The following is a 13480-nucleotide window of genomic DNA, read 5'->3' as shown; positions in this document are numbered from 1 at the left end:
CGGCTGCGGGGGTGCGCGGTGGAGGGGGTGCGGGGGAGAGGGTTCCCTGGGGTCAGTCGGAGGTGCGCTTGTTGTAGGCGCGCAACGCGAACGGCGCGAACACCAGCGTCAGCACGACGGCCCAGATCAGGGTCGCGACCTCCGGGTGCTGCAGTGGCCACGGGGAACCCGGCCCGGCGGCCGGCCCGTTGCCCCACAGCACGCGCATCGCCTGGACGAGCGCCGAGATCGGGTTCCACTCCGCGATGGTCCGCAGCCACGTCGGCATCGGGGCGGTCGGGACAAACGCATTCGACAGGAAGGTGAGCGGGAACAGGGTGGTGAACATGAAGCCGTTCACCGCTTCCACCGAACTCAGCCACGATCCGATGAGGATGCCGAACCAGATCATCCCGAAGCCGAACAGCAGGACGAGCGCGAAAGCGAGGACCGCCTCCCCGAACGTTCCGTGGATACGCCAGCCGATCGCGAGCCCGGTGATCGCCATGACCACGATGCCGATCGACGAGTGCAGGAGACTCGCGATGCTGCGGCCGACCAGAACCGATGATCGACGTATCGGCAGCGAGCGGAAGCGATCGATGATCCCCTTCTCGAGGTCGGCGGTGATGCCGGTGGCCACGATGAACGCGGTGAACACGATCGTCTGGCCCATGATGCCCGGGAGCAGGAACTCCTTGTAGGACACGCCACCGGTATTGGTGATCGACGCGCCGAAGACGTACGCGAACAGCAGCACGAACATGATCGGCTGGATGGTCACGTCGGAGAGCATCTCCGGCATCCGTTTGGTGTGGATCATGTTGCGTTTCACCATGATCCATGACTGCTGCCAGATTGTTGTCTGATGGATCTCGGGTCGCTGGGCGACCGCGGGATCGGAGGTGACGGTGGTGGTCATGCGGTCTGCTCCTCCTCGGAGGCCGAATCGTCCTCGGCGCGGTGGCCGGTGAGTGACAGGAAGACGTCATCGAGGCTGGGTCGGGCCAGCCCGAGGTCGTCGACGGCGATGCCGCTCTCGTCGAACCATGCGACGACGCGGGTGAGATCGCCGAGTCCGTCGGCGGGGGCGGTCAGTCGTCGGGCGCCGTGATCGATGAAGACCTCGGTGCCGGTCTTGCGCAGTAGCGCCTCCGCCTCGGGGATGTCGTCGGGATCGGAAACGGTCAGGACCAGGCTTGCGGCCCCGGCCTGCTGCTTGAGCTGTAGCGATGTGCCATGCGCGATGATCTTCCCCTTGTCGATCACCACGATGTCGTCGGCGAGCTGGTCGGCCTCCTCGAGGTACTGCGTGGTCAGCAACAGCGTGGTGCCGTCGGCGACCAGGTTGCGCAGGACGTCCCAGAGTTCCTGCCGGCTGCGAGGGTCGAGGCCGGTGGTCGGCTCGTCGAGAAAGAGCACCGGCGGGGCGGCCAACAGGCTGACCGCGAGGTCGAGGCGCCGTCGCATGCCGCCCGAGTAGGACTTGACTTGTTTGTTGCCGGCCTCGGTCAGCGAGAATTGCTCGAGGAGCCGATCGGCTCGACGGGCGAGTTCCTTGCGACCGATGCCGTACAGGCCGCCGATCATGCGGATGTTCTCGCGTCCGGTGAGGATCTCGTCGACGGTGGCGGCCTGACCCGTCAATCCCATACTGCGGCGGACCATCTCGGGTTGACTGGCGACGTCGTATCCGGCGATGCTGGCCGACCCGCTGGTGGGCGGGGACAACGTGGCCATCATGCGGACAATGGTGGTCTTGCCTGCTCCGTTGGGGCCGAGCAGGCCGAGAACCGAACCTTGGGGCACGGTGAAGCTGACACCGTCGACTGCGGTGAAATCACCGAATTTCTTCACCAGGTCGACGGCCTCGATGGCGACGTCCGGTGTCGACTGTCGATCTCGTCGCGCTACGGCGGGGGCGGTGGGTGAGCTCATGTTTCTCCACACTACGGTGCAATTCGGACATCCAGCGACCTAATTTTCATCCCTCCGAGGCGCTGCCGGGAGGGCATCAGTGCAGACCACGGAGACGTCCAGAACTCATCGGTACGTCGTGGGTGGTCGGTGTTCACGCTAGGAGTTCACGTGCACATGAAGTCAACGTCGGAGGTGTTATTTCCGCATCTGCGGGTATCGATGAGCATTCTGAACGCATCTGCGGATAAAGTGAGCGAGTGACTGTCATTCGAGTGCGGGACGCGGCTCGCCTGCTCGGCGTCAGCGATGACACCGTGCGGCGGTGGATCGCCGCCGGCGAGCTCGCGGCATCCACCGGTGACGGGGAGGTTGCCATGGTCGACGGCGCCGAGCTGGCCGCTCGTGCCCGCACGCGTGCCGCCGCCCCGCCGGACGACGACGGAGTCCTGCGCTCGGCGCGCAACCGATTCGCCGGTCTCGTCACCGCGGTGTCGATCGACGGGGTGATGGCCCAGGTGACGATGCAGTGCGGTCCGTTCGAGGTCACCTCCTTGATGAGTGCCGACGCGGCACGCGAGCTGCAACTGGCGCCGGGGTCGGTCGCCACCGCGGTGGTGAAGGCCACCACGGTGATCGTCGAGACGAAACGAGATGGACAGTGAAGAAGGTTCTGGCCGCCGTCGCGGTTGCCGCATCGGTGATGACGGCCGCTTCTGGGTGCTCGTCGTCGGAGGACGCCTCGTCCCAGTCGTCGTCCACGACACCGACGACACTCAACGTGTCCGCCGCCGCGTCACTCAAGAAGACGTTCACCGCGATCGCTGACGAGTTCCAGAAGCAGCACCCGGGGACAACGGTGTCGCTGTCGTTCGACGGCTCGTCGACCTTGGTGAACCAGATCAAACAGGGCGCCCCCGCCGACGTCTTCGCCAGTGCGGACCAGAAGAACATGGCCAAGCTGGGCGAGTCGGCCGTCGACCCGAAGATCTTCGCGACCAACACCCTCGTGATCGTGACCGCACCGGGTAACCCGAAGGGCATCAAGTCGTTTGCCGACCTGAACAAGCCGGGCGTGACGACCGTCGTGTGCCAGTCGGCGCAGCCGTGTGGCAACGCGACCGACACCGTGGAACGTAACACCGGGATCACCGTCGATGCGGCGTCGGAAGAACAGTCGGTGACGGCGGTACTCACCAAGGTGACGTCGGGGCAGGCCGACGCCGGTCTGGTGTACGTGACCGATGCCAAGGGGGCGGGTGACAAGGTCGCGACGGTGGTCGATCCCGCCTTCGCGGCAGTGGTCAACTCGTATCCGATCACCACGGTCCGCGACGCCGCGGACGAGGCGGTGGGCAAGGAGTTCGTCGACGCGGTGTTGAGCCCGTCCGGACAGCAGATCCTGCAGGAAGCGGGCTTCGGAAAGCCTTGATCCGCCGACCGTCGATCCGCGCCGGGCTGCCTGTCTGGCTGTATCTCCCAGCAGCGCTGGGCATCACGCTGATCGTGCTGCCGCCCATCGCCCTGATCGCACAGACGCCGTGGGACACCTTCCTCGACCAGGTCGGCTCCGAATCGTCGAGGCAGGCGCTGGTGCTGTCACTCCGGACGGCCGCGTTCAGCACCTTTCTCTGCATCCTGCTCGGGGTGCCGATGGCGGTGGTCTTCGCGCGGCACGACGGCGTCGTCACCCGTGTCCTGAGGTCGCTGGTCCTCTTGCCTCTCGTGCTGCCGCCCGTGGTGGGTGGTATCGCGCTCCTGTACACGTTCGGCAGGCTCGGGCTCGTCGGCGAGCATCTGCGCGCCGTCGGCATCGACATCGCGTTCAGCTCGACCGCGGTGGTCCTGGCGCAGACCTTTGTGGCGCTGCCGTTTCTGGTCATCAGTGTCGAGGGGGCGGTGCGGGTGGCCGGGACGCGATACGAGGAGGTGGCCGCGACGCTCGGGGCCGGTCCCTCGCGAACGCTCTGGCGGGTCACCCTGCCCCTGATCGTGCCGTCGCTCCTGGCCGGCGTCGTGCTGGCATTCGCCAGGGCCATGGGCGAATTCGGGGCGACCATCACCTTCGCCGGCAACGCACCGGGCATCACGCAGACCGCGCCGCTCGCGATCTACGTCGCGGAGATCGACGATCCGCGGGCGGCGATCCCGTTGTCGCTGGTGCTGGTGGTGGTGTCCCTGATCGTCGTGGTCGCGGTCCACGCGCGGCGTGGTGTCGGGCGTCGTGGTGTCGGACAAGGCGCGTTGTGACCGGCGCGGTGCCCGGCTCGGGGTTGTACGCGGACATCGACAACGTGCTGCCGCCGATGCGGATCTCGCACACGTTCGCCGCGGGCAGCACCACCGCCGTCGTCGGACCCAACGGCGCGGGCAAGACCACTCTGCTGCGCGTGATCGCCGGGCTGCTCACGAATGGCCGATCGATGATTGCTCTGGATGGCGAAATACTCTGTGACGGGCGCACATCTGTACCGGCACACCGTCGCGGGGTCGCGCTGCTCTCCCAGGACGCACGGCTGTTCCCACACCTCACGGTGCGGTCTAATATCGCCTTCGCGCCATCCGCCCAACGGCTTTCACGCGCAGAGGTCGCCGCTCGGGTCGATCGATGGCTGGCGGCGACCGAAGTGGCCGATCTCGCCGACCGCAAGCCGGCCGAGCTGTCGGGTGGGCAGGCGCAACGGGTCGCGATCGCACGTGCGCTGGCCGCGCAGCCCCGAATACTGCTGTTGGACGAGCCATTTCGTGCTCTCGACGTCGACGTTGCCGGTCGCCTCCGAGCGCTGCTGCGAGATCTGCTCGACGACCGCTCGCGCACGACGATCATGGTCACCCACGACGTTGTCGATGTGGTGACGCTGGCCGAGGAGATGGTGGTCGTCGACGACGGGCATGCGGTGGACAGCGGGCCCGCGGCCGCGGTTCTCGCCAACCCGGTCAACGCCTTCGTCGCGCGGCTGGCCGGTCTCAACCTCGTGTCCGGCCGGTGGGACGGAACCAGTGTGGTCACCGACGGTATCGCCGTCGCCGGAACCGTTGCCGAGCCGGTTCACACCGGCCGTCATGCGACGGCGGTGTTCTCGCCCGATGGCGTCGCGGTGTTCACCTCACCTCCGTCGGATGCAAGCTTCCGCAACGTGTTCGCCTGCTCGATCGCCCAGGTGATCCCACACGGTGATCGGATGGTGGTGCGGGGTGACGTCGGTGGACATGTGATCGGCGCGGAGGTCACCGGGGCCGCGGTGGCAGCGTTGTCGCTCGTCGTCGGTGCCCGCGTCTACTTCGCGGTCAAAGCGAGCGCGGTGCGCGTGTACTGAGAATGCGGACGGGTTGCGTCAGAGGTTCACGATCCGTCGAAATGCCTGTTCAACTCGAGGGCGCGCGCCCTCAGTCGCTTGTAGCCACGAACACTCAAGGTGGGCACCGACTTCAGATAGAACCTGTCGTCGTCGGTGAGACTCTCGGCCAGCGCCTCGTCGACGAGCGTCGTGCCCGGCCGGGCGGATCCGGCCAGACGTGCGGCGATGTTGACCGGCTCACCGAACACGTCACCGAGGCGACTCAAGACGCGGCCCCGCGCCATACCCGCGCGTAGCGGTGGAATCCTTTCCCCGGTGGACAGTTCGTGCAACGCGATCGCGATGGCTGCGGCGGATGCCGGGTCATGGGAGGTGAACATGACCGCATCACCAAGGGTTTTCACGACATGCCCGCCGTTGGCCGCGACGATCTCGAAGGTGTCCTCTTCGAACGATTCGAGGAGTTCCTCGAGTTCTTCGAGGGCGATGCGGCGCGACAGACTGGTGTAGCCGACGATGTCGGCGAATCCCACCACCAGATCGAGACGTTCGTCGGTATCGCGTTCGACGTCGCGCTCGAGGGCAAGCGCGAGGTGTCGGCGCCAGATCAGTTGCTGGATCTGTCCGAGCGCTCCGGTCATCTGGCTGATCGACCACGGGACGTCGGGGTTGCGGTCGAGTTCACGCAGCTGATCTGCCTGCCAGTCCGCGAGGCGCGACATGGTCTGACCGATCGCGCGGGCGGTGGCGACCTGGGCTTCCTGCGGCATGGTCGACTCGGAGTCGGCGAAGAGCCGGAGCGCGGCGACGTCGGCGTCACTGAAGATCTTGTCCGGTGTCGAACGTCGTGCGAAACCGAAAGCGTTCCAGACCTTTTCCGCGTACTCGGGGGAGAGGCCGAGCTCGGCGATCAGTTCGTCGCGGGTGTAGCGGGCGGGTGTGTCGCCGTCGGGTCCGGTCACGGGATTCAGCATAGAGAACGGTGGAGGGGTGTGGTCTCGATACGGCGCCTCGCTGCGCTCGGTGCCTACTCGACCGCCGGTGGGTGGGCCTGCTGCGCTCGGTGCCTACTCGACCGCCGGAGGGTGGGCCTGCTGCGCTCGGTGCCTACTCGACCGGCGGTGGGTGGGCCTGCTGCGCTCGGTGCCTACTCGACCGCCGGGAGGTGTCGCAAGCGCCGGCGGGCGAAGGATTGAGCCGCCGGTCGAGTAGCCGACGAGCGTAGCGAGGAGGCGTATCGAGACCACCTCTCAGATGTCCAGCACGCCCTTCATCAGATACGCCATCTGCGCACCGAATTCGGGACGTCGGGTGCCGCGTCGCATCCGGATCGCGTCATTGACGATGCTCAGCGCCCCGTGGACGTCGACGGCGGCACGTTCGCGCGTCAGGGTGGGATGGATCTGCAGCAGCAGATCCATCCACCGCGCGACATAACGGCGCTGCACGTCGACGAGATCGGACGCCGTCGGCTGCCCCGACAGTGCGAACGAGTTGTTGAACGCCACCGACAGGTCCGGGGTGGAGGTGATCACGTTGACGTACGAATCCACCAGCAACGCAAGCAGTTTTGCCGGATCCGAGGTGGTCGTCCAGGCGGCCATCACGCCGGCCTCCAGGCGGGTGGCGCTGCGCTGGCCGATGCCGAGCAGGATCGACAACTTGGAACTGAAGTGCTTGTACACGCTCGGTCCGGTGATCCCGACTGCCGCGCCGATGTCGTCGACCCCGACACCGGCGTATCCGCGCACCGCGAACAGTGCGGCGGCGGCGTCCAGGATCTCGTCGCGGCGGGTGGGCGGTCCGGCTCCGGGAGGCGGCATCGACGGCAACGGTGGGGCGCCGGCGGGGTGCAGGGCGATCGCCCGGCGGACCAGGGTGTCGAGCTCATCGAGGGCCCGCCCGGCCGGCATCCGGATGTTGTGCACCGACAGACTCCCGGCGACGCTGAGGACCGCCCACGCGAGGGTGACCGCCTCGCGATCGGTGAGGTCGGTGCCCTCGGAGAGCGCGGCCGCCCACCGATGCAGGATCTCCCGGGTGCGCAGCACCACCTCACGGTTCTGGTCGTCGGTCAGGTGCTGGCTGGCCCACCGCCACAGCGACGTCGCCTCGGGACGTCGCACGCCCAGGGTGCACACGGTGGCGATGAGTCGATCCACTCCCGGCGTCGGTGCGGCGCTCAGGGCGCGGTCGGTACAGGCCTCGAGATCGTCCACGCCGGCCAGCACGGCCGCGGCCAGAAGCGACTGTTTGTCGGCGAAATGCCGGTACACCGACGGCGCGGTCACGCCTGCGGCCCGTGCGATGTCGGCGACCGACACCTGCGGGTAGCCGCGTTCCAGGAACAGCGTCGCGGCATGGTCGACGAGCTGTCCCTTGCGGTCGGCCGGCCGCGTGCGCCTGCCGGGTTTCGGGGTAGACATGGTGAATCGACCATAGCGCATGTTTCCCTCGGCGAGTGGGCACCTGACCACCCGGTATGGCCAAGGAAGTTATTCCGCGTTAGCCTGGTTGAGTAACCACACATGGTTCATGCGAAAGGAACACTCAACGTGGCTGATCAAGCATTCATCTACGAGGCGATCCGTACGCCCCGTGGCAAGCAGCGCGGCGGCTCGCTGCACAGCGTCAAGCCGGTCGATCTGGTCTCCGGGCTGATCAACGAGGTCCTGTCCCGTCACGGCGGTCTCGATCCCGCCGAGGTCAACGACGTCGTTCTGGGCGTCGTCTCACCGGTCGGCGAGCAGGGCGCGGTCATCTCTCGCACCGCGGCACTGAACAGCGGTCTGCCCGAGAGCGTCCCCGGCACCCAGATCAACCGGTTCTGCGCGTCCGGTCTGGAGGCCACCAACCTGGCCGCCGCCAAGGTCGCGTCCGGCTTCGACGACCTGGTTCTCGCGGGTGGTGTCGAGTCGATGTCGCGCGTCCCGATGGGTTCCGACGGTGGCGCACTGTTCACCGACCCGGCCACCGCGTACGACAACTACATCGTCCCGCAGGGCATCGGTGCGGACCTGATCGCCACCATCGAGGGATTCAGCCGCGACGACGTCGACGCGTTCGCCGCCGAGTCGCAGGTGCGTGCCGAGAAGGCTTGGACCTCCGGCTATTTCGCGAAGTCAGTGGTCCCGGTGCGTGACATCAACGGTGTCATCGTGCTCGATCAGGACGAGCACCGCCGTCCCGGCAGCACCGTCGAGAGCCTCGGCAAGCTCAAGCCCGCCTTCCAGGCGCTCGCGGACATGGCCGGCTTCGACGACGTGGCGCTGCAGAAGTACCACTCGGTCGAGAAGATCAACCACATCCACACCGGTGGCAACAGCTCCGGCATCGTCGACGGTTCCGGTCTGGTGCTCCTCGGCAGCGAAGAAGCGGGCAAGCGCAACGGGCTCACCCCGCGCGGCCGCATCGTCACCTTCGCCGAGATCGGCAGCGAGCCGACCATCATGCTCACCGGCCCGACCCCGGCCACCGAGCTGGCCCTCAAGAAGGCCGGACTGACCGTCGACGACATCGACGTCTTCGAGCTGAACGAGGCGTTCGCGTCGGTCGTCTTGAAGTGGATGAAGGATCTGAAGATCCCGCACGAGAAGGTCAACGTCAACGGCGGCGCGATCGCCATGGGTCACCCGCTCGGCGCGACCGGCGCGATGATCTTCGGCACCTGCCTCGACGAGCTCGAGCGCACCGGCGGCCGCTACGGCCTGGTCACGCTGTGCATCGGCGGCGGCATGGGCGTCGCGACCATCATCGAGCGTCTCTGATCCTGCGGGACAGTCACCTTCGACCCTTCGTGACGCATCGCTCGTTCCTCGCGATACTCCTCAGGGATCGAGGGATTGGCCTCACATTCACAGAAAGAATCTTCGAAACACATGAGTGACAACATGTTCAACTGGGAGAAGGACGCCGATGGCGTCGTCATCCTGACCATGGACGACCCCAACCAGGGCGCCAACACCATGAACGAGCTGTTCATGACCTCGCTGCCCGGGATCGTCGATCGCCTCGAGGCGGAGAAGGACGACATCACGGGTGTCGTGCTCACCTCGGCGAAGAAGACCTTCTTCGCCGGCGGCGACCTCAAGGACATGAGCAGCGATCGAGGCTCGGAATCCAAGGAAGAGATCGCCACCGCGATCACCGAGCGCACCAACGCCATGAAGAAGGTCATGCGCCGGCTGGAGACCCTCGGCAAGCCGGTCGTCGCGGCGATCAACGGCGCCGCTCTCGGCGGTGGCCTCGAGATCGCCCTGCACACCCACTACCGCGTTGCTGCTGACGTCAAGGGTGTCCAGATCGGTCTGCCCGAGGCGACGCTCGGGCTGCTGCCCGGCGGTGGCGGCGTGGTCCGCACCGTCCGTCTGCTCGGCATCCAGAACGCCCTGATGGGTGTCCTGTTGCAGGGCACGCGGTTCAACCCGACCAAGGCCAAGGAGACCGGACTGGTCGACGAGGTCGTCGGCTCGATCGAGGAGCTGGTCCCGGCCGCCAAGGCATGGATCGCCGCGAATCCCGAGGCTCAGCAGCCATGGGACAAGAAGGGCTACAAGATCCCGGGTGGTGCTCCCACCAACCCGGCCTTCGCCGCCAACCTGCCTGCTCTGCCGGCATTGCTGCGCAAGCAGATCAAGGGTGCCAACATGCCTGCGCCGCGGGCCATCCTGGCCGCCGCGGTCGAGGGTGCCTACGTCGACGTGGACACCGCCGACATCATCGAGACCCGCTACTTCGTCTCGCTGGTCACCGGCCAGGTCGCGCAGAACATGATCAAGGCGTTCTTCTTCGACCTGCAGCACATCAACAACGGTGGGTCGCGTCCCGAGGGCTACCCGAAGTACCAGGCCAAGAAGGTCGGTGTGATCGGCGCGGGCATGATGGGCGCGGCAATCGCGTACGTCTCGGCCAAGGCCGGTATCGAGGTGGTGCTCAAGGACATCGACCTCGACGCCGCCAAGAAGGGCAAGGCGTACTCCGAGAAGCTCGAGGAGAAGGCGCTCGCCAAGGGCAAGACCACGCAGGAGAAGAGCGACGCTCTGCTCGCGCGGATCACGCCGACGATCGATCCCGCCGACTTCAAGGGTGTCGACCTCGTCATCGAGGCCGCGTTCGAGTCGGTCGAGGTGAAGCACAAGGTGTTCCAGGAGATCGAGGGTGTCGTCGAGCCTGACGCCGTCCTGGGTTCCAACACCTCGACGCTGCCGATCACGAGCCTCGCCCAGGGCGTGCAGCGCCAAGAGGACTTCATCGGTATCCACTTCTTCTCGCCGGTCGACAAGATGCCGCTCGTGGAGATCATCCGCGGCGAGAAGACCTCGGATGAGGTGCTGGCCAAGGTCATCGACTACACGATGGCGATCCGCAAGACCCCGATCGTGGTCAACGACAGCCGTGGCTTCTTCACCAGCCGCGTGATCGGCACCTTCATCAACGAGGCCGTCGCGGCTGTCGGCGAAGGTGTGGAGCCGGCGTTCATCGAGCATGCGGGCACCCAGGCCGGTTACCCGGCCGCGCCGCTGCAGCTGATGGACGAGCTGACCCTGACGCTGCCGCAGAAGATCCGCAAGGAGACCGAGGCCGCGCTCAAGGCCGAGGGCAAGTCGATCCCGGAGCACGGCAGCAACGCCGTCGTCGACTGGATGGTCGAGAACGGCCGCACCGCCAAGAAGGACGGCAAGGGCTTCTACGACTACGACGAGAACGGCAAGCGCACCGGACTGTGGACCGGTGGGCGTGACCACTTCAAGTCGGGCACCACGGAGATCCCGTTCGAGGACATGCAGGAGCGCATGCTCTTCGCCGAGGCCCTCGAGACCGTGAAGTGCTTCGACGAAGGTGTGCTCACCTCCGTCGAGGACGCCAACATCGGGTCGATCTTCGGTATCGGCTTCCCGGCCTGGACCGGTGGTGTCATCCAGTACATCAACCAGTACGAGGGTGGCCTGCAGGGCTTCGTCGACCGCAGCCGCGACCTGGCGAGCAAGTACGGCAAGCACTTCGAGCCGCCGCAGTCGCTGGTCGACAAGGCAGCCAAGGGTGAGAAGTTCTGAGCTGAGCTGAACTGACGAGGGGTCCCGGCCGAGGTCGGGGCCCCTTCGTCGTTTCCCGCTCACCCATCTCGTTCCCGCGCATCCTGCATGGTGAGCGGGAACGGATTGGGTGAGCGAAAATCCCACCGGGAACCGACCCGGCCCGCCTTGCGTCTGAGTTTCATGACCGCATACTCCAAAGACCGATTCGGGATCATCCGACGCGAGGCCGCGCTGGCCCGCGACATCGGTGACGATCACCTCGCCGCTGCCGTCCGGAAGAAGGACCTCCGCCGGCTGACCCGCGGAGCGTTCGTCGAGAACAGCGACTCCTTCACCGGGCCGGCCGGCGCCGACGAGTTGTACCGCCTACGCTCGATCGCCACTGCCACGTCCGGTCTCGTCGGCGAGATTCCACATCCACTCAGCCACGAATCATCTGCGGCGGTACACAAACTCCCGTTGCTCAAACCCGATCGCGAACGCGTTCACGTCACCAACGGAAAGCGCTCCGGTGGGTCGATGCGAGCGCAACGACACATTCACGCCGCACTACTTCGTCCCGATGAGATCACCGAGGTCGACGGCATCCGCGTGACCGGTCTCGAGCGGACCGCGGTCGACATCGCCTGCGCAGGGGATTTCGCACAGGCGCTCACCGTGTTCGACGGCGCGAAACGGCTTGGCGCGGACGACGAATTGATGACGAAGATTCTCGGTACCCGGCGTCGTCGAGGCGTCAATGCGGCTCGTCGCGCGCTTCCGCTGTCGGACGCGCTGTCGGAGAGTGTCGGCGAGTCCTGGAGTCGCGCACAGATGATCGACGCCGGCCTGCCCACTCCGCGGCTGCAACACACCTTCCAGTGTGGGCGTAAGGAGTATCGGGCCGACTTCGACTGGGAGGCAGGCGCGGACGGTTCGCAGGGTGTCATCGGCGAGTTCGACGGCCTGGAGAAGTACAGCCGGCTTCGGCGTCCCGGCGAGACCGTGGCGGATGCCGTCGTTCGTGAGAAGATCCGGGAAGACGAGCTGCGGGCTCTGGGTTTCGTCGTGGTCCGATGGATCTGGGCGGTGCTCGAAAAGCATGGTGTTGCCACCCTGCTGCGGCCGTGGCTGGTGCGTGGCGGCTTGATCGCCGCATGATTCCCGCTCACCCAATCTGTTCCCGCTCACCCGACCGAGTGAGCGGGAACGAAATGGGTGAGCGAGGACGAATCAGCGCAGCAGGAACGCGCGGACGGCCGACTCGAAGGCCTCCTTCGCCTCGATCATCACCCAGTGGCCGCAGTTCGGGAAGATGTGCAGCTCGGCCTCGGGGATCAGGCGCATCGGGACCATCGACATGTCCGGCGGGCTCACGCGGTCGTCGCGGCCCCAGGTGAGCAGCGTCGGGCAGGCGACCTTGTGCATCATCGCCCAGTAGGGCGGGGTGTCGGACGCAGCCATGAACTGCTGCTGCATCTCGAACGCCGCCGAGCCGTACATCATCTGCGCGGTCTTCTGGGCGTCGGGATGGATCGCCGCTTCCCAGCGTTCCTCGATGAGTTCTTCGGTGACGAGTTTCCGGTCGTAGACCATCGCGGTCAGCCAGCGGACGAGTTTGTCCTTGTCGGGATTGTCGGTGAACTCCTGCAGCAATCGGAGGCCCTCGCTGGGGCTGGAACTGAAGACGTTGGGGCCGACGCCGCCGATGGTCACGAGCTTCTCGACACGGTCGGGCTTCTTGATCGCCAGGTTCACGCCGACGACGCCGCCCATCGAATTGCCGATCATCGGGGCCGACGGGATGTCGAGGGCGTCCATGAAGCGGATCACCGACGACCCGGCGGTGAGCACCGGATGGCCCTCGACCGGGTCGCTCACGCCGAAGCCCGGGAACTCGACCACGTAGCAGTGGTGGGTCTGGGCGAAGAAGTCGAGATTGCCCCGGTAGTTGCGCCAGCCGGTGACGCCGGGGCCGGAACCGTGCAGCAGGATCAACGGCGGCGCGGAGGCGTCGCCGGCCTCGTGATAGCGCAGTACGCCCTGGTCGGTGGTCAGTTCGCGTTTGGTCGCGTCGTAGGAGACATCCACGCTCACCAGAGTAGAACGTGTTCTAGTTTGTTGTCACGGGTGGTGGTGGGGTTTCGGGGGGGTCGCCGGGGGGTTTCGATACGCCGACTCGCTGCCGCTCGCCGGCTACTCATAGCTCCTATGTCAAGCGGCTGCTTGAGTGTCGGGTTGTGTGCGGGTGTTGTGGTCGGCGGTGAGGGC

The 13480-nt window shown here is 66.4% G+C and carries 12 protein-coding genes; 7 read left to right on the top strand and 5 right to left on the bottom strand.

Annotated features, from left to right (window positions below; translation table 11 throughout):
• Positions 1-52 precede the first annotated feature (52 nt).
• Together ACPXCG_RS22520 and ACPXCG_RS22515 are read right to left on the bottom strand one after the other, a co-directional pair.
• Positions 53-901: an ABC transporter permease gene (locus ACPXCG_RS22520; RefSeq protein WP_425794557.1), complete on the bottom strand. Its 849-nt coding sequence runs from the start codon at positions 899-901 to the stop codon at positions 53-55.
• On the bottom strand, positions 898-1917 hold the full coding sequence (locus tag ACPXCG_RS22515; protein ID WP_425794556.1) for an ATP-binding cassette domain-containing protein: 1020 nt from the start codon (positions 1915-1917) through the stop codon (positions 898-900). Before ACPXCG_RS22515 ends, ACPXCG_RS22520 begins: the two co-directional genes overlap by 4 nt.
• A gap of 239 nt (positions 1918-2156) precedes the next feature.
• On the opposite strand from ACPXCG_RS22515, the gene ACPXCG_RS22510 reads away from it, so the two are divergent.
• Genes ACPXCG_RS22510 through ACPXCG_RS22495 form a run of 4 tightly spaced genes read left to right on the top strand, consistent with a single transcriptional unit; the run spans position 2157 to position 5213 of the window.
• A complete protein-coding gene (locus tag ACPXCG_RS22510) occupies positions 2157-2561 on the top strand; it encodes a TOBE domain-containing protein (RefSeq protein WP_425794554.1) in 405 nt (134 codons plus the stop codon).
• Positions 2558-3328: a molybdate ABC transporter substrate-binding protein gene (modA, locus tag ACPXCG_RS22505; protein ID WP_425794552.1), complete on the top strand. Its 771-nt coding sequence runs from the start codon at positions 2558-2560 to the stop codon at positions 3326-3328. Before ACPXCG_RS22510 ends, modA begins: the two co-directional genes overlap by 4 nt.
• Complete coding sequence (locus tag ACPXCG_RS22500) at positions 3325-4146, top strand: ABC transporter permease (protein WP_425794550.1); 822 nt, start codon at positions 3325-3327, stop codon at positions 4144-4146. The genes modA and ACPXCG_RS22500 overlap by 4 nt, the downstream gene beginning before the upstream one ends.
• Positions 4143-5213, top strand: coding sequence for a sulfate/molybdate ABC transporter ATP-binding protein (locus ACPXCG_RS22495; RefSeq protein WP_425794548.1), 1071 nt, complete (start codon positions 4143-4145; stop codon positions 5211-5213). The genes ACPXCG_RS22500 and ACPXCG_RS22495 overlap by 4 nt, the downstream gene beginning before the upstream one ends.
• Positions 5214-5239: 26 nt before the next feature.
• Here ACPXCG_RS22495 and ACPXCG_RS22490 read toward each other — a convergent pair whose 3' ends face one another.
• A complete protein-coding gene (locus tag ACPXCG_RS22490) occupies positions 5240-6157 on the bottom strand; it encodes an adenylate/guanylate cyclase domain-containing protein (RefSeq protein WP_425794547.1) in 918 nt (305 codons plus the stop codon).
• Positions 6158-6445: 288 nt separating this feature from the next.
• Complete coding sequence (locus ACPXCG_RS22485; protein ID WP_425794546.1) at positions 6446-7621, bottom strand: TetR/AcrR family transcriptional regulator; 1176 nt, start codon at positions 7619-7621, stop codon at positions 6446-6448.
• Between the two features lie 129 nt (positions 7622-7750).
• On the opposite strand from ACPXCG_RS22485, the gene ACPXCG_RS22480 reads away from it, so the two are divergent.
• From ACPXCG_RS22480 to ACPXCG_RS22470, 3 genes are all read left to right on the top strand, one after another.
• Positions 7751-8962: an acetyl-CoA C-acetyltransferase gene (locus ACPXCG_RS22480; RefSeq protein WP_425794544.1), complete on the top strand. Its 1212-nt coding sequence runs from the start codon at positions 7751-7753 to the stop codon at positions 8960-8962.
• A 111-nt stretch (positions 8963-9073) separates the two neighbouring features.
• Positions 9074-11248 carry a 3-hydroxyacyl-CoA dehydrogenase NAD-binding domain-containing protein gene (locus ACPXCG_RS22475; protein ID WP_425794542.1) on the top strand — a complete coding sequence of 725 codons (2175 nt, stop codon included), beginning with the start codon at positions 9074-9076 and terminating at the stop codon, positions 11246-11248.
• A gap of 162 nt (positions 11249-11410) precedes the next feature.
• Complete coding sequence (locus tag ACPXCG_RS22470) at positions 11411-12370, top strand: hypothetical protein (RefSeq protein ID WP_425794540.1); 960 nt, start codon at positions 11411-11413, stop codon at positions 12368-12370.
• A 72-nt stretch (positions 12371-12442) separates the two neighbouring features.
• Here ACPXCG_RS22470 and ACPXCG_RS22465 read toward each other — a convergent pair whose 3' ends face one another.
• The gene (locus ACPXCG_RS22465; protein WP_425794539.1) at positions 12443-13300 is read right to left on the bottom strand and encodes an alpha/beta fold hydrolase; all 858 of its coding nucleotides are present in this window, start codon (positions 13298-13300) and stop codon (positions 12443-12445) included.
• Positions 13301-13480 lie beyond the last annotated feature (180 nt).

Source organism: Gordonia sp. DT218 (assembly GCF_049847105.1).
Lineage (GTDB): Bacteria > Actinomycetota > Actinomycetes > Mycobacteriales > Mycobacteriaceae > Gordonia.
The sequence above is the reverse complement of the archived record's forward strand: the minus strand, read 5'-3'. Positions and strand labels throughout refer to the sequence as shown.